Source organism: Enterovirga sp. GCM10030262 (assembly GCF_042666435.1).
In the GTDB taxonomy this organism is placed as follows: Bacteria; Pseudomonadota; Alphaproteobacteria; order Sphingomonadales; family Sphingomonadaceae; genus Allosphingosinicella.
In genome coordinates, this window is the sequence record NZ_JBHTDC010000001.1 from 1,214,627 (window position 1) to 1,229,523 (window position 14,897).

A 14,897-nucleotide genomic window follows, 5' to 3' on the forward strand; every position below is an offset into this window, starting at 1 on the left:
CCATCATCGGCATAGCCTTTCGTCCCGAATGCAATCCGCCAGCCCGGCGGCCCATTTCGTGATGTCGCCGGCGCCGAGGCAGATCACCATGTCGCCCCTTGCGGCGACATCGCGGAGCTGGCGGGCGAGGTCCTGCTGGTCGGCGACGCTCGCCACCATGCGGTGGCCGCGCTCCTTCAGCCCCTCGACCAGAGCCTCGGAATCGGCGCCTTCGATCGGCTCCTCGCCGGCCGGATAGACGGGCGCCACATAGACGATGTCGGCGTCGTTGAACGCCCCCTGGAACTCGTCCATCAGGTCGCGGAGGCGCGTATAGCGGTGCGGCTGGACGACGGCGATGACCCGCCCTTCGGCGCCCTCGCGCGCGGCGGCGAGCACCGCCTTTATCTCGACCGGATGATGGCCGTAATCGTCGATGATGGCGACGCCCTCGACCTCGCCCACCTTGGTGAAGCGCCTTTTGACGCCGTCGAATTTCTCGAAGCCGCGCGCGACGATCGCGTCGGCTATGCCCATCTCCAGCGCCACCCCGATCGCGGCGAGCGCATTCTGGACGTTGTGGCGGCCCGGCATCGGCAGCTCGATGCCCTCGATCACCCGCACCTCGCCGGCCCGGTCGCGCACGCTCACGTCGAAGCGATTGCCGCCGGGAAAGGGCTCGACATTGTCGCCGCGCACGTCGGCCTGGGCGGCGAAGCCGTAGGTGACGACGCGCCGGTCGCGAAGGCGCGGGATGATCGTCTGGACTTCGGGATGATCGACGCACAGCAGGGCCGCACCGTAAAAGGGCACGTTCTCCACGAATTCGACATAGGCGTCCTTGGCCTTGTCGAAGCTGCCATAATGATCGAGATGCTCGGGATCGATGTTGGTCACCACGGCGATGGTGCCGTCGAGCCTCAGGAAGCTACCGTCGCTCTCGTCGGCCTCGACCACCATCCAGTCCGATTTGCCCAATCTCGCGTTGGAACCGTAGGCGTTGATGATGCCGCCGTTGATGACGGTCGGGTCGATGCCTCCGGCGTCCAGCAAGGCCGCTATCATCGAGGTAGTGGTCGTCTTGCCGTGCGTCCCCGCGACGGCGACGGTGGCCTTGAGGCGCATCAGCTCGGCCAGCATCTCGGCGCGGCGGACGACGGGGATGCGGCGTTCATAGGCGCATTCGACCTCGGGATTGCCGCGCTTGATGGCGGTCGAGGTGACGACCACGGCGGCCTCGCCGAGATGGTCGGGATGGTGGCCGATGGCGACGGGGATGCCCTGCTTGCGCAGCCCCTCGACGACATAGCCTTCCGACACGTCCGAACCCTGCACCTTGTAGCCGAGGATATGCATCACTTCGGCGATCCCGGACATGCCGATGCCGCCGATGCCGACGAAGTGGATGGTGCCGATGTCGGTCCCCACGCCTTTCATGCATAAGCTCCGCCGGCCGGGACCGGGCGAAAGGCGACGCCCTCGGCGCCGACGAAGGCGGGGTCGCGGCCGCTGCGTTCGACCAGATCGGCGAGCTCCCGGGCCGCGTCGGGGCGGCCGCATGATTTGGCGCGCTCGGCAGCGTTGGCGAGCGCCTTCGGCTCGAGCCCGAGCTTCTGCATCTGCTTGGCGAGCTCGACCGGCGTGAAGTCGGTTTGAGCGATCATCCGGGCGCCGCCGTTGCGCGCCATCTCGCGGGCATTATAGGTCTGGTGGTCGTCGGTGGCGCTCGGCAGCGGGATCAGGATCGCCGGGCGCCCCGCCGCCGTCAACTCGGCGATGGTCGAGGCGCCGGCCCGCGCGATGACGAGATGCGACCAGGCGAGCCTCTCCGGCAGATCGGGCATGTAGGTGGCGAGATCGGCGGGAATGCCGAGGCTGGCATAGCGCGCGCGCACCTCCTCTATATCCTCGGCGCGGCATTGCTGCGTCACCTGGAGGCGGCGGCGGAAATGCTCGGGCAGCAAGGCGAGGCCGTCCGGCACGACGCTCGACAGGATCGTCGCGCCCTGGCTGCCGCCGGTGACCAGGATGCGGAAGATGCCGTTTTCGTCCAGCGCCGGGAAAGGCTGGTCGCGAAGGGCCAGCACTTCGTCGCGGACGGGGTTGCCGACGAGATGGACCTTGTCGGCATGGGAATCCGACAGCCGGTGCACCTCCGGATAGGAAGTGGCGATGGCGTCGACCCGGCTGGCAAGCAGGCGGTTGACCCGGCCGAGAACGGCATTCTGCTCGTGAACCAGCGTCGCAATGCCGTCCTTGCGCGCCGCCAGCAAAGCCGGCAGCGCCGGATAGCCGCCGAAGCCGATCACGGCGGAGGGGCGGAACGTTTCGTAGAGGCGCGAGGCCATGGCGCGGCCGGCGAGGATGTTGCGCCCTGCCCTGAACCAGCCGATCGGGCCTCCGCCCAGGCGTCCGGCCGGAAGGATATGGACCTGCACGCCGTCGAACAGGCCGGGGATGCGGGCGCCGCGATCGTCGGTGACGAGGGCGGCGCGGTGGCCGCGCGCGATCAGTTCCTCGGCCAGCGCATGGGCCGGAACCATATGTCCGCCGGTGCCGCCGGCCGCGAGGACATAGTGCCGCGAGATCCCAAAGGCCATCAGCGCCCGCTCCATTTCACCACATAAGGGGAGCGGTGGAGATAGGGATTGCGGCGCGTGAAGGCGAGCAGCAATCCCATGCCGAGCGCCAGCGCGATCATCGACGAGCCGCCATAGGAGATGAACGGCAGGGTCATGCCCTTGGACGGAGCGATCTGGACGTTGACGGCCATGTTGATGAGCGCCTGCAAGCCGAACTGGCAAACCAGCCCGGCGGTGGCGAGGACGAGGAAACGGTCCTCCTCGTGCAAAAGCCTGACCATCACCCGCGCGACGATGCCGAAATAGAGGATGGCGATGGCGAGGCAGGCGATCAGGCCGAACTCCTCGCCGATCACCGAGAAGATATAGTCGGTGTGCGGTTCGGGCAGGTGGAATTTGCGGTTGCCGGCGCCGGGCCCAACCCCGAACAGGCCGCCGGCGGTCAACGTCCTCAGCGCGCTGTCGGTCTGATAGGTATCGACGTCGCCGACGCCTCCGAACAGGAAGGCGTCGATCCGCATGGTGGCGACATCGTAGAAGAAATAGGCGGCGACTATGCCGGCGACCGCGGCGACGCCGAGGACGACCAGGAAGCGCATTGGGACGCCGGCAAGCGTCAGCAGCAGCACCCAGGCGGCGCCGAAAATGATCGTCTCGCCGAAATTGGGCTGCTGCATCAGCAGCAGGGCGACGATGCCGGTGAGCAGGCCGGTCAGCGGCACGACCGGCAGACCCTGGTCCTTGTCGCGCAGCGACAGCAGCCAGGCGAGGCTGACGATGAACATCGGCTTCAGGAATTCGGACGGCTGGAACTGGGCGAAACCGTAGCCGATCCAGCGCCGCGCGCCGTTCACCTCCTGGCCGACGAGCGGCGTCAGGAACAACAATATGGTGAAGACCACCGCCCCGCCGATGCACAGCCGCCGCGCCTTCGCCTTGGGCAGCATCGACACGGCGATCATCACGGGAATGGAGACGACGATCCACATCATCTGGCGGTAGAAATAATAAAGTGGCGCGAAGCTGACGTCGCCGCCCGAATAGCGGGCGCCCGCCGCCGGCGAGGCCGCCGCCACCGCGACGAGGCCGATCGAGATCAAAACGGCGACGAGGAGCAGCAGCACCCGGTCGATCTCCCAGAACCAGCGGCCGAGCGCGCTCCTGTCCGACCGGCCGAGCCGCGCCGGACCGATGATCCCGCCCAATCCGTCCTGCATCACGCTCATCGCGTCATCCTCATGCCAGGGCCTCCACCGCGGCGCGGAAAGCGTCGCCGCGCGCCTCATAGTCCCGGAACTGGTCGAACGAGGCGCAGGCGGGCGAGAGCAATACCACCTCCCCGGGCCGCGCGGCGCCGGCCGCGGTCGCGACCGCCTCGATCAGCATCTCACATTCGATGACGGGCAGCCTGCCGGCGAGGAGCCGGGCGAACATCGGCCCCGCCTCGCCGATCGTATAGGCGCCTTTCACATGGTCGTAATAAGGCTCGCAGGCGTCGAGGTCGTCCGATTTGGGGAGCCCGCCCAATATCCAGTGGATCCTCTGTTCGGGGTCGGGCGGATAAGCGGCGAGCGCCGGCGCCGTCGAGGTCGGGTTGGTCGCCTTGGAATCGTTGACGAACAGGACGCCGTCTTTTTCGGCGACCCGCTCCATCCGGTGCGGAAGACCCGCAAAGCTGGCGAGCGCGCGGGCGATCACCGTATCGTCGATGCCCAGCACGCGCGCCACGGCGACCGCGGCGGCGGCGTTCTGGGCATTGTGCGGCCCCTGGAGCGAAGGCCAGCACGACTGGTCCCTGACGTCGGTGGAGGCAACGAGGACACGCTTTCCGCCCAATTGCCCGGCAATGGCGCGCGTATAATCGTCTTCGGCGGCGATGACCGCGACATTTTCCGGCGACTGCATGGCGAACAGGCGCGCCTTGGAGGCGGCATAATCGTCGACATCGTCATAGCGGTCGAGATGGTCGGGGGTGATGTTGAGCAGCACCGACACGTCGCAATCGAGGCTCTGCGTCAGATCGATCTGGTAGGAGGAAAGCTCGAGCACATAGACGCCGCCTTCCGGCAGCGGCTCCTGGCCCAGGATGGGGAGCCCGATATTGCCGGCCATGGTCGTCGGCACGCCGGCGATCCGGAGGATATGATGGACCAAAGCGGTCACGGTCGACTTGCCGTTGGTGCCGGTGATGCCGACCACCTTGTGCGGCGGCAGGCTCGGCCGCGCCTGGGCGAACAATTCGATGTCGCCGATCAGCGGCACCTTGGCCTCCCGCGCCCGCTCGGCGATGGGATGGCGGTTGAGCGGCACGCCCGGCGACACGACGACGCCGTGCATGCCGTAGAGGGCGGTCGTCATCGGGTCCGCCAGCTTCACTGCTCCCCCGCCTTCGCCGGAGAACATCGCGGCGACCGTCGTCCGCGCCTCCTCCCGGCTGTCCCACGCCATGATCCGCGCCCCGCTGGCGGCAAGCGCCTCCACCGTCGCGAGGCCCGACCGGGCAAGGCCGAGGACGGCGTAGTTTCGGCCGCGGAAGGCGTCGCTCGCGATCATCTGAGCTTCAGCGTGGAAAGGCCCGCCAGCGCGAGCACGAAGCTGATGATCCAGAAGCGGATGACGACGGTCGGCTCGGACCAGCCCATCTGCTCGAAATGATGGTGGATCGGGGCCATCTTGAACACCCGCTTGCCGGTGCGCTTGTAGAAGAACACCTGGATGATGACCGAGGCGGCTTCCAGCACGAACAGGCCGCCGACGATCGCGAGCACGATCTCATGTTGGGTCGCGACCGCGATGGCGCCCAACGCCCCACCCAGCGCGAGGCTGCCCGTATCGCCCATGAAGACGGCGGCCGGCGGGGCGTTGAACCACAGGAAGGCGAGCCCCGCCCCGACGATCGCCGAGCAGAGGACGGTGAGGTCGCCCGCGCCCAGCACGTGCGGAACGCCGAGATATTCGGCGAAGACGGCGTTGCCGACCAGATAGGTGATGACCAGGAAGGCCAGGCTGGCGATGATGACCGGCATGGTGGCGAGGCCGTCGAGCCCGTCGGTCAGGTTGACGGCGTTGCCCGCGCCTACCACCACCGTCGCCGCGAACAGGATGTAGAAGGGCCCGAGATCGACTACCGGCCCCTGGACGAAGGGAATGTAGAGTTCGGTCCCGGTGCCGCGCAGGATAATCCAGCAGCCGATGCCGGCGACGATGAATTCCGCGAGCAGGCGCACCTTGCCCGATACGCCCTTGTGGCTCTTCTTGGTGACCTTGTCGTAATCGTCGAGGAAGCCGATCAGCCCGAAGCCGACGGTGATGAACAGGCACGCCCACAGATAGGGATTGGAGAAATCCATCCACAGGATCATCGCGACCGACACGGACGTGAGGATCATCAGCCCGCCCATGGTCGGCGTGCCGCGCTTGGCGAGGTGGGAGATCGGCCCGTCGTCGCGGATCGGCTGGCCCTTGCCCTGGCGGATTCTGAGCCAGCCGATGAATTTGGGACCGATCAGGAGGCCGATGACGAGCGCGGTGGCGGTGGCGGCGCCGGCGCGGAAGGTGATGTAGCGGAAGAGGTTCAGGAGACCCGCGAAATCCAGCTGTTCGGCAATCAGTAGAAACATCAGCTATTCCCTGTCCCGCGGGACATCGAGGGGCCGCCCGCCAGCGCCTCGACGAGGGCGGCAAGTCCCATGGAGTTCGATCCCTTGACGAGTATCGCATCGCCCGGCCCGATCGCTTCTTCGAGCGGTGCCAAGGCCGACGATGCGTCGGGCACATGCGTCATTTTAACCTTTGCGCCAAGGACTTTCGCGAGCGGAGCCATCTCTTCGCCGACGAGGATGGCAAGTTCGACACAGGCGGCCTCGATCGGGTCGGCGAGGCCGGCGTGGAAGGCGTCCGACGTCTCGCCCAGCTCCTTCATCGCGCCGAGCACCGCGACGCGGCGGCCCCGGATATTCTCCGCGCCGAGGCTCTTCAAGGTGGCGCGCATCGACGCGGGGTTGGCGTTGTAGCTCTCGTCGATGAGCAAAGCCTCGCCGCCCGGCACGGCGATGCGGTGGCGCTCGCCCCGGCCCTTAAGGCCCGCCATGTCGGCCAGCGCGAGCCCGGCCGCGGCGAGATCGCCGCCCAGCGCGTCGACGGCGCCGATCACGGCCAGCGAATTGGAGACCCAATGCTCGCCCGGCTGGGAAAGCGTGTAGGTCAGCTCCGCGTCGGGCAGCGTGGCGGTGATCAGAGTCCCTCCCTGCACCGGCACCACTTCGCGCGCGCGGATGTCGGCGCCTTCGCCCACCCCGAAGGTCCAGACCGTCCCGCCGTGGCGGCGGGCGGCGGCGGCGAGCCGGTCGCGATGCGGACTGTCGAAAGGCACGAGCGCGGTGCCGCCCCCCTCCAGGCCCTCGAAAATCTCGCTTTTCGCGTCGGCGATCGCCTCGTCGCTGGCGAAGAAGGCGCGGTGGGCGGGGGCGATGGCGGTGACGATCGCCACATGCGGCCGCACCAGCCGGGTCAGCGCCGCCAGTTCGCCCGCCGCGCTCATTCCCATTTCGAACACACCGAAGCGGGCCTCGCGCGGCATCCGGGCCAGCGACAGCGGGACACCGGTATGGTTGTTGTAGCTCTTGACGGACCGGTGCGCGCGGCCCGGCGCGGCGCGGTCGAGCGCGGCGAACAGGGCTTCCTTGGTGCCCGTCTTGCCGACGGAACCGGTGACTCCACAAATGCGGGCCTCGGTGCGGGCGCGGGAGGCGCGGCCGAGGTCGTTCAGCGCGCGCGTGGTATCCGGGACGAGGACATGGGGCCGCTCGATCTCCGCGCTGACCAACGCCCCGGCCGCGCCCGCCGCGAACGCCTTGTTGAGAAAAAGGTGACCGTCGGTCGCCTCGCCTTTCATCGCGATGAAGAGGTCGTCCTGCCCAATTTCGCGAGAGTCGAAGGCGACGCCCGTTACCGAGAAGCCGCCATGCACGGCGCCCCCGGTCGCGGCGGCGATCTCCTCGGCCGTCCAGAGGTCTGTCATGCCAACAATCCCCTCGTGCTGGGCGCCAGCCTCATGCCGCGCACTCCCTCGCCACGGTGACATCATCGAACGGCAGGACACGATCGCCGACGATCTGCCCCTGCTCATGGCCTTTGCCGGCGAGCAGGACGATATCGTCCGGCCCCGCTTCGGCGATCGCGGCGGCGATGGCGTCGCGGCGGCCCGCGACCTCGGTCGCCTCGGGGGCCCCAGCCAATATGGCGCGGCGGATGGCGGCGGGATCCTCGCTCCTGGGATTGTCGTCGGTGACGATGACGAGATCGGACAGGCGCGCGGCCGAGGCGCCCATTTCCGGCCTCTTGCCGATATCGCGGTCGCCGCCGGCGCCGAAGACGGTGATGAGCCGTCCCTTGGTGTGCGGCCGCAGCGCCTCGATCGCCGATTCGAGCGCATCGGCCGTATGGGCATAATCGACATAGACCGGCGCCCCGGCGCGGGTGATCACCGCCCGCTCCAGACGCCCGCGCACCGGCTGCACCCGCGACAAATTGGCCAGGGTCCGGCGAAGGTCCCCGCCGGTCGCGATGACGAGCCCGGCCGCCGTCAACACGTTGGCGGCCTGATAGGCGCCGATCATCGGAATGGTGACGTTGTGCGTGCCGCCCTCGGCGTCGATGGTCAGCTTCTGGCCGAGCTGGCTTGGCTGGCGATCGACGAGCTTGAGGGTCTTGCCCCCGCGCCCGACCGTGAGGAGACGAAGGCCCCGCGCCTCGCAACGCCTCAGCACCTCGCCGGATTTGGGATCGTCCATCCACAGGACCGCCGTTCCGTCCGGCTCGACCACCTCCGAAAAGAGCCGCATCTTGGCCTCGAAATAAGCCTCCATCGTCTCGTGATAATCGAGATGGTCGCGGCTGAAATTGGTGAAGGCGGCCGCCCGCACCGACAGCCCCTCGGTGCGATATTGCGAAAGCCCGTGGCTGGACGCCTCGAACGCCGCATGGGTCACGCCCTCGCGCGCGAGGCCCGCCATGTTGGACAGGAAGGTGACGATGTCGGGCGTGGTGAGGCCGGTCGTCACCTGCTCGCCGGCGGTGGTGACGCCCAGCGTCCCGATCGAAGCGGCATGATGGCCCGTCATCCGCCAGAGCTGGCGAGTCAGCTCGACGGTCGAGGTCTTGCCGTTGGTGCCGGTAACGGCGGCGACCGTATCGGGGAAAGGCCTGAAGAAGCGCGCGGCGAGCTCGGCGAAGGCGCGGCGGGGCTCTTCGGCCGCCACATGGGCCGCGCCCTCCACCCGGGCCTCGGGCCGCGCAACGACGGCCACGGCGCCCGCCGAGACCGCCTGGGGGATGAAGTCCTCGCCGTTGAAGCGCGTCCCCCGGAAGGCCCCGAAGACGGTGCCGGGGGCGACCTTGCGATGGTCGATGGCGAAGCCGGTGACGGCCGATTCGTCGTTGCCGCCGATCAGCGCATCGAGCCGCATCAGCGCTTCGGATTGCCGATCAGCGGCAACAGATTGTCGACGTTGATATCCTTGCGCTCGTCCGGGATCACCCCCAGCAGCACGCCGGTGCGGCCGATCACCTTGGAAACCACGGGTGCGGCGGTCCACCCGGCCGTGGTGTAGCCGAACGTGTCGGCGGTGGCCTTCGGGGCATCCAGCGTGGCGATCACCACATAGCGGGGATCGTCCATCGGGAAGGCCGAGGCGAAGGTCGACACGTTCACCTTTCCCGAATAGCCGCCAGCGGAGGTCTTCTCGGCGGTGCCGGTTTTCCCGCCGACGCGGTAGCCGATCGCTTCGCCGTTCTTGCCGCTGCCATGGAGCACGACCAGCCGCATCATCTGGCGGATCTTGTAGCTGGTCTCCTCCGAGAATACGCGACGGCCCTGCGGCGCCTTGCCCGGCGCGATCTTCATCATCGTGGCCGGCCGCCACACGCCGCCATTGACCAATGCGGAATAAGCGCTGGCGAGATGCAGCGGCGTGATCGCGATGCCGTGCCCGAAGCCGCTCGTCAGCACCGTCGCCCGCGACCAGTCGCTCCGGAACAGCGGCTCGCTCTTCTCCGCGAGTTCGATATGAGCCTTCTGGTCGAAGCCGAGCTTGCGGAAGGCCGCGATCATCCTCTCCACGCCCATCTCGTCGGCGATCCGCGCGGTGCCGATGTTCGACGAATGGACCAGGATTTCCGGCACCGTCAGCGGGCGGTTCTGGCCCTTATAGTCGGTGATCCGGAAACGGCCGATCGCAATTGGCGAGCTGGCGTCGTAGCGCTTGGCCAGCGAAGTGATCACTCCCGCCTCGATCGCCGAAGCCACGGTGATCGGCTTGAACACCGATCCCAGCTCATAAACGCCCATGGTCGCGCGATTATATTGCGCGTTGGGCGGCGACTGGCCGGCGGCATTGGGGTTGAAGGTCGGGAAGGACGCCATCGCCAGCACTTCCCCTGTCCTGGCATCCATGACGATGCCGGCGGCGCCGACCGCGCTATGCTTGGCCACCGCCGCGCCGAGCGCGCTCTCCATCGCCGCCTGAACACGGCTGTCTATCGACAGCGCCACCGGCGAGCCGCGCAGCTCCGGGTCGGTCAGCCGGTCGTTGAGGATCCGCTCCATGCCGGAGACGCCGTTGCCGTCGAAATCGGTCCAGCCCAGGACATGAGCGGCGAGCCCGGTCTGCGGGTAGAGCCGCTCCGGCTCCCGGTCGAACACGATCGCCGGCTCGCCGAGCGCGTTGACGGCGGCGACCAGCTCGGGAACGGCGCGACGGTTCAGATAGGCGAAATTCTTGTCGGCCGTCAGCAAGCGCCGATATTCGGCGACGCTCCGCTCGGGCATCAACTCGGCGAGCTTGGTCGCCAGAGCGGCGGGATCGCCGATCACCTTGCGGGGATGGACCGCGATCGACCAGGCCTCGATGGTGCGCGCCAGGGGGACGCCGTTGCGGTCGACGATGTCGGCGCGCGGCGGCAACAGCGGATTGGCCGTCGACTGCCCGTCCGACCGGTCGGTGGATATCTGGAGATAAGCCAGCCGGCCGACGATCAGCACGGTGATCCCGGCGAAGACCAGCATCACCAGCATCAGCCGGTGATAGGTCAGCGCCAGGCCGTCCTGCCGCTCGCTTCCGGGCCTTGCCTGTCTCGGATGGGCGGCGAGCGCGGTCATTGTCCGCCGGCACCTCGCTCGGGCTGCTTCTCGGCCTTGGCGGCGTCGCCGATCTCGCTCAGCACCTTCTGATCCAGCAGGCCGGCGCGCTTGAAGGTGGGGAGCGGCGCATCCTCCGTGACGACGAGGCTGGCGCGGCGGACCAGCGGCCGCGGCTCCTTTTCCGCCGCGTCGGCCGCGGAGGCATAATCGGCGACGGCGATCGCCGGCCTGGGCGCGGCCTCCCTCGTCTCAAGCGACGCGAGCTGGACCCTGGCGCGATCCTCGATGGTCTTTTCGCGCTGGTCGAAGCGCGCCAGCACGAAGGCGCTGTCGATGAACTGGGCCGAAGTCGGCGCCGAGAGCGCGAGTATCTCCGCATTCCACTGGTCGAGCTGGGCCATGCGGCCGCGTGTGCCGAGCTCGGTCTGAAGCGAGCGTATGTCCTGCTTGGCGGCGATGATCTGGCGCTCGATGTCGGCCAGCTCGGCCCGTTCGGCGGCGACGTTCAGCGACAGCATGTAGCAGCCGAGCGCCGCTCCGGCGACGGCGGCGACCCAGCCCACGGGCTTGAAACCCCTCGCGATCATCGGGAATTTCCTTTCTGCGTCTGGGACCATGGTGCGGCGTTCGTACGGCGCGCGACGCGCAGGGTGGCCGAGCGCGCACGCGGGTTGGACTTGATCTCGCGCTCGCCGGCGCGAGTCGGCCTGGCGACGGCGTCGAAGCTTGGCGTCGGGCCCGCCACGGTCGGCGCCGGGAGGTGGCGCGAGCCGGAGGGCACCGATCCGCTGCGCTCCTTGAGGAAGCGCTTCACGACCCGGTCCTCGAGGCTGTGGAAGGTGACGACGGCGAGGCGGCCGCCGGGCTTCAGCACTTCCTCGGCGGCGGCCAGCCCGCCTTCGAGCTCCTGCAATTCCTCGTTGAGGTGGATGCGGATCGCCTGGAAGGTCCGGGTCGCGGGATCCTTCTTCATGCCGGCATGGTGGCCGAGCGCCTTGCGGACGATTTCGGCGAGCTGGCCGGTTCGCTCGATCGGACGCGCGGCGACGATCGCGCGGGCGACGCGGCGCGACCTGGGCTCGTCGCCATAATGGTAGAGCACATCGGCGATCTCGGCCTCGTCGGCCTCGTTGACGAAATCGGCGGCGCTGGCCCCCTCGCGGCTCATCCGCATGTCGAGTGGCCCGTCGGACTGGAAGGAGAAGCCGCGCTCGGGCCGGTCGAGCTGCATCGAGGAGACGCCGATGTCGAGCGCGACCCCGTCGACGGAATCCACGCCGCGATCGGAAAGCGCCTGACGCATCCGGGAAAAACGCTCCGGTACAAGCGTCAGGCGCGCCCCGCTCTCGTCCGCGAGGATACGTCCCTCGCGGATAGCATCCGGGTCGCGATCGAACGCAAACACACGCGCACCGGAATTCAGGATGGCCTTGGTATAGCCGCCGGCCCCGAAGGTGCCGTCGACATGGATTTCGCCTTCGCGCGGGCAGAGACCCGCGATGACCTCGTCGAGGAGCACCGGAACATGCGGGGCGACCAGTTCCGGGCTCATGGGGCGATGCCCTTTTCCTCGAGGCGATAGGCGGCGAGATCGCGCAGGTCATCATCGCCGCTCTCGAGCGCCAGATGGGGGTTCCATATCTCGAACGTGCCGCCGACGCCGACGAACAAGGCGAGCTCCTCGATCCGGCCCTTGCGGCGCATCATCGGGGGCAGGATGATGCGGCCGCTCGTGTCGTAGGGGACATCCTCGGTGATGCCGAAGGTGCGGCGCGCCCGCGCGAAATGCTGGGCGGGATCGCCCTGCCCTTCCTCGAGCAGGCGGCGGCGCTCATTCTCGGCATGGAGGATGCGGCCGTAACCGCGGTCGTAGGCGGTGAGGCAGGGATCGCATTCGTGGGCGCCGAGCACCACCGCCTTGGCGTCGGTGCGGCGCTCGATCACCCCGCGGATGAACGCCGGAACCGACAGACGCCCCTTGGCGTCCACCGCGTTCAGCGCGCTTCCGTTGAAGAGGTGCTCCAATTCCACCTGTTGATCCGCCCCTTGAAACGCACACGGATCTTCCCTGTTCGCGAAGGTGCGCATCCGCGCCCTCGCGTGACTCGCTGGTCAGCCAGGAAATGCCCCGAAACTTTGAGGCTCAGTGGATAACAGTATGGGCACAGGGATGGAAGGGGTTTTCATGCCACACGTGGGGATTTCATGCCCAAACGTGGTTGATGGCTATGTATTCTTGGTTTGTTCATGCGCCAGTTCTTGGCCTGTTCGCGAGAAACAGGCCTGTGGATAACCTTGGGGAAGAGAAGCGGGGGCGACGCCCGAGCGGCGGGCGCCGAGTCTCAGCTCTGGGGCTCGGCCGCGAGGGGCGGCTGCGATTCGCTCGCCACATTGTTCGAATCGACGTTGCCGGGCGCGACGCCGAGTTCGGCCAGCGGCTCCTTGGGCTCCGCCGTTTCGGCGAGATTGGCCTGGCCGCCGGGGACAAGGCCCTGTTCGATCGTATTGGCGGTGATCGGGGCTTCGTCACTGGGGCTGCTGAAGATGGCGGCCAACAGGACGAGCATGAAAACGAACGCCAGTCCGGTCAGGCCGATGCGAACACGCTGCATTGCTTGCGAACTCTCCCGTCCCCCGCGCGGGCTCGGAATAGCCCAAGCCGTCACCCTTGTCGAACCCCGGGGCCGGTTCGTCAAAAGGCTGAGGCCCTGCGGGTGACCGCAATCCTTAACTATCCCCTTGACGATTCTCGCTGCAATCGCGAAGGGGCCGACATGCAACGCACCATATCCTTCGCTGCCGCGCCGGTCGCGGCGCTCCTCGCCCTCGCGGCCTGCAACCAGCAGCCGGAGACAGTCAGCACCAACGGCGCCGATCCGCAGGCCGCGGCGCTCGCCAAGGCGGCGCCGGTCGAACTGCCGCCGTCCATCCAGGCGAGCCGCACCTATCGCTGCAAGGACAACAGCCTCGTCTATGCGACCTTCTACACCAACAATACTGTGAAGGTCGCCGACGAGCAGGGCGCGGCCGGCACCCTACTCACCGCCGCCGGCGGACAGCCGCCCTTCGTCGCGGAAGGCTATTCGCTGAGCGCCAATGCGGACAGCGTGTCGTACACCGCTCCGGGCAAGGGCACGCAGAGCTGCAACGCCTGATCTGATTGCCAGCCAAGCCAAATCAGGCCGGCCGGAGGATGCTCCGGCCGGCCTTTTTCATGTCAGTGCCAAAGGCCCAGGATGAGGCCGAAGAGCGCGAACTGGGCGGTGTGATAGCCGCAGTTGATCAGCGCCACCCGCGCCGTCCGTCCTTCGAACAGATGCTGGATGCCGAACGATGTGGTGATGAAGGCGAGGCCGACCGCCAGGCCCCACAGCACCGCCCCGCCGAGCGGAGGCTCGGGCCCCAGGAACGCCGCGAAGACGATCGCGGCGACGACCGACAAGGTGATCCCGACCGCGAAACGGGTCGCTTCCGAGATATTGCCCTTATGCCCGTCGGCGATGCCGGTGTCCGCCTGCCAAGGCTTGAGGAACATCAGCTTCGAATACCACAGGCCTCCGACGAAGAAGCCGAGAACGCCGGCGGCCACCGCCGCGATCCAGTTGATTTCCGCCATGTCATCCTCCCGCCGCGGCGCCGCTCAGGCCATCTCGCTCGCCATCGCCTGCATCCGGCGATGCATCTCCTCCTCCGGCACGTCCTCGACATGGGTCGAGAGGGTCCAGCGATGTCCGAACGGATCGACGACGGTTCCCATCCGGTCGCCCCAGAACTGGTCCGCGACGGGCCGCTCCTCAATCGCCCCGGCGTCGAGCGCGCGCTGGAAAGCCAGGTCGACATCGGCGAGATAGATCATCAGGCTGGCCGTCGCCCCGCCGCGCCTGGCCGGGCCGAGCAGATCCATGTCCGGCCACTCGTCGGACAGCATCACATGGGAATCGCCGATCTTGATCTCGGCATGGGCGATTCTGCCGCCCCCTCCGACGCCTCCGGCGGCGTCGCTCTCAACAGGCATCGGCATGCGCAGCATTTCGACCGCGCCGAACGCCTCGGAATAAAAGCGAATCGCCTCGGCGGCTCCATCGATGATCAGATAAGGCGTAACGCTATGATAGCCCTGCGGTATCGGATTGACGGCCATGGTTCGGCTCCTTTCAGATAGAACAAACCATGACCATATCTACTCTCAAACCACC

Annotated in this window: 15 protein-coding genes; 1 reads left to right on the forward strand and 14 read right to left on the reverse strand. The window is 67.7% G+C overall.

The window, feature by feature from the left end; translation table 11 throughout:
• Positions 1-3: 3 nt before the first annotated feature.
• From murC to ACFQRC_RS05980, 12 genes are all read right to left on the reverse strand, one after another.
• Positions 4-1,416 carry a UDP-N-acetylmuramate--L-alanine ligase gene (gene murC / locus ACFQRC_RS05925; protein WP_379958859.1) on the reverse strand — a complete coding sequence of 471 codons (1,413 nt, stop codon included), beginning with the start codon at positions 1,414-1,416 and terminating at the stop codon, positions 4-6.
• Positions 1,413-2,579 carry an undecaprenyldiphospho-muramoylpentapeptide beta-N-acetylglucosaminyltransferase gene (murG, locus tag ACFQRC_RS05930; protein ID WP_379958861.1) on the reverse strand — a complete coding sequence of 389 codons (1,167 nt, stop codon included), beginning with the start codon at positions 2,577-2,579 and terminating at the stop codon, positions 1,413-1,415. The genes murC and murG overlap by 4 nt, the downstream gene beginning before the upstream one ends.
• A complete protein-coding gene (locus ACFQRC_RS05935; RefSeq protein WP_379958863.1) occupies positions 2,579-3,787 on the reverse strand; it encodes a putative peptidoglycan glycosyltransferase FtsW in 1,209 nt (402 codons plus the stop codon). The genes murG and ACFQRC_RS05935 overlap by 1 nt, the downstream gene beginning before the upstream one ends.
• Before the next feature lie 10 nt (positions 3,788-3,797).
• Positions 3,798-5,114, reverse strand: coding sequence for a UDP-N-acetylmuramoyl-L-alanine--D-glutamate ligase (gene murD, locus ACFQRC_RS05940; protein ID WP_379958865.1), 1,317 nt, complete (start codon positions 5,112-5,114; stop codon positions 3,798-3,800).
• Positions 5,111-6,181, reverse strand: coding sequence for a phospho-N-acetylmuramoyl-pentapeptide-transferase (gene mraY, locus ACFQRC_RS05945; protein ID WP_379958867.1), 1,071 nt, complete (start codon positions 6,179-6,181; stop codon positions 5,111-5,113). Before mraY ends, murD begins: the two co-directional genes overlap by 4 nt.
• Positions 6,181-7,581, reverse strand: a complete 1,401-nt coding sequence (murF, locus tag ACFQRC_RS05950; RefSeq protein ID WP_379958869.1) for a UDP-N-acetylmuramoyl-tripeptide--D-alanyl-D-alanine ligase — start codon at positions 7,579-7,581, stop codon at positions 6,181-6,183. Before murF ends, mraY begins: the two co-directional genes overlap by 1 nt.
• Positions 7,582-7,612: 31 nt before the next feature.
• Positions 7,613-9,028, reverse strand: coding sequence for a UDP-N-acetylmuramoyl-L-alanyl-D-glutamate--2,6-diaminopimelate ligase (locus ACFQRC_RS05955; protein WP_379958871.1), 1,416 nt, complete (start codon positions 9,026-9,028; stop codon positions 7,613-7,615).
• Complete coding sequence (locus tag ACFQRC_RS05960; protein WP_379958873.1) at positions 9,028-10,719, reverse strand: peptidoglycan D,D-transpeptidase FtsI family protein; 1,692 nt, start codon at positions 10,717-10,719, stop codon at positions 9,028-9,030. Before ACFQRC_RS05960 ends, ACFQRC_RS05955 begins: the two co-directional genes overlap by 1 nt.
• A complete protein-coding gene (locus tag ACFQRC_RS05965; protein WP_379958875.1) occupies positions 10,716-11,288 on the reverse strand; it encodes a hypothetical protein in 573 nt (190 codons plus the stop codon). Before ACFQRC_RS05965 ends, ACFQRC_RS05960 begins: the two co-directional genes overlap by 4 nt.
• Entirely contained in the window at positions 11,285-12,253 is a 969-nt protein-coding gene (gene rsmH / locus ACFQRC_RS05970) for a 16S rRNA (cytosine(1402)-N(4))-methyltransferase RsmH (RefSeq protein ID WP_379958877.1), read from the reverse strand. Before rsmH ends, ACFQRC_RS05965 begins: the two co-directional genes overlap by 4 nt.
• Positions 12,250-12,732: a division/cell wall cluster transcriptional repressor MraZ gene (locus ACFQRC_RS05975; RefSeq protein ID WP_379958879.1), complete on the reverse strand. Its 483-nt coding sequence runs from the start codon at positions 12,730-12,732 to the stop codon at positions 12,250-12,252. Before ACFQRC_RS05975 ends, rsmH begins: the two co-directional genes overlap by 4 nt.
• A 311-nt stretch (positions 12,733-13,043) precedes the next feature.
• The gene (locus ACFQRC_RS05980) at positions 13,044-13,313 is read right to left on the reverse strand and encodes a hypothetical protein (RefSeq protein ID WP_379958881.1); all 270 of its coding nucleotides are present in this window, start codon (positions 13,311-13,313) and stop codon (positions 13,044-13,046) included.
• 162 nt (positions 13,314-13,475) lie between these two features.
• On the opposite strand from ACFQRC_RS05980, the gene ACFQRC_RS05985 reads away from it, so the two are divergent.
• Complete coding sequence (locus tag ACFQRC_RS05985) at positions 13,476-13,856, forward strand: hypothetical protein (RefSeq protein ID WP_379958883.1); 381 nt, start codon at positions 13,476-13,478, stop codon at positions 13,854-13,856.
• Between the two features lie 62 nt (positions 13,857-13,918).
• Here ACFQRC_RS05985 and ACFQRC_RS05990 read toward each other — a convergent pair whose 3' ends face one another.
• Complete coding sequence (locus ACFQRC_RS05990) at positions 13,919-14,317, reverse strand: DUF1761 domain-containing protein (protein ID WP_379958885.1); 399 nt, start codon at positions 14,315-14,317, stop codon at positions 13,919-13,921.
• 24 nt (positions 14,318-14,341) lie between these two features.
• Complete coding sequence (locus tag ACFQRC_RS05995; protein WP_379958887.1) at positions 14,342-14,842, reverse strand: VOC family protein; 501 nt, start codon at positions 14,840-14,842, stop codon at positions 14,342-14,344.
• Positions 14,843-14,897 lie beyond the last annotated feature (55 nt).

Bases quoted from the DNA above. Each gene is read 5' to 3' on its own strand.
- ACFQRC_RS05965 (WP_379958875.1), bottom strand. From the start codon at position 11,288: ATGATCGCGAGGGGTTTCAAGCCCGTGGGCTGGGTCGCCGCCGTCGCC.
- ACFQRC_RS05990 (WP_379958885.1), bottom strand. From the start codon at position 14,317: ATGGCGGAAATCAACTGGATCGCGGCGGTGGCCGCCGGCGTTCTCGGC.
- ACFQRC_RS05955 (WP_379958871.1), bottom strand. From the start codon at position 9,028: ATGCGGCTCGATGCGCTGATCGGCGGCAACGACGAATCGGCCGTCACC.
- murC (WP_379958859.1), bottom strand. From the start codon at position 1,416: ATGAAAGGCGTGGGGACCGACATCGGCACCATCCACTTCGTCGGCATC.
- ACFQRC_RS05960 (WP_379958873.1), bottom strand. From the start codon at position 10,719: ATGACCGCGCTCGCCGCCCATCCGAGACAGGCAAGGCCCGGAAGCGAG.
- ACFQRC_RS05995 (WP_379958887.1), bottom strand. From the start codon at position 14,842: ATGGCCGTCAATCCGATACCGCAGGGCTATCATAGCGTTACGCCTTAT.
- mraY (WP_379958867.1), bottom strand. From the start codon at position 6,181: ATGTTTCTACTGATTGCCGAACAGCTGGATTTCGCGGGTCTCCTGAAC.
- ACFQRC_RS05985 (WP_379958883.1), top strand. From the start codon at position 13,476: ATGCAACGCACCATATCCTTCGCTGCCGCGCCGGTCGCGGCGCTCCTC.
- ACFQRC_RS05980 (WP_379958881.1), bottom strand. From the start codon at position 13,313: ATGCAGCGTGTTCGCATCGGCCTGACCGGACTGGCGTTCGTTTTCATG.
- murG (WP_379958861.1), bottom strand. From the start codon at position 2,579: ATGGCCTTTGGGATCTCGCGGCACTATGTCCTCGCGGCCGGCGGCACC.
- rsmH (WP_379958877.1), bottom strand. From the start codon at position 12,253: ATGAGCCCGGAACTGGTCGCCCCGCATGTTCCGGTGCTCCTCGACGAG.
- murD (WP_379958865.1), bottom strand. From the start codon at position 5,114: ATGATCGCGAGCGACGCCTTCCGCGGCCGAAACTACGCCGTCCTCGGC.
- murF (WP_379958869.1), bottom strand. From the start codon at position 7,581: ATGACAGACCTCTGGACGGCCGAGGAGATCGCCGCCGCGACCGGGGGC.
- ACFQRC_RS05935 (WP_379958863.1), bottom strand. From the start codon at position 3,787: ATGAGCGTGATGCAGGACGGATTGGGCGGGATCATCGGTCCGGCGCGG.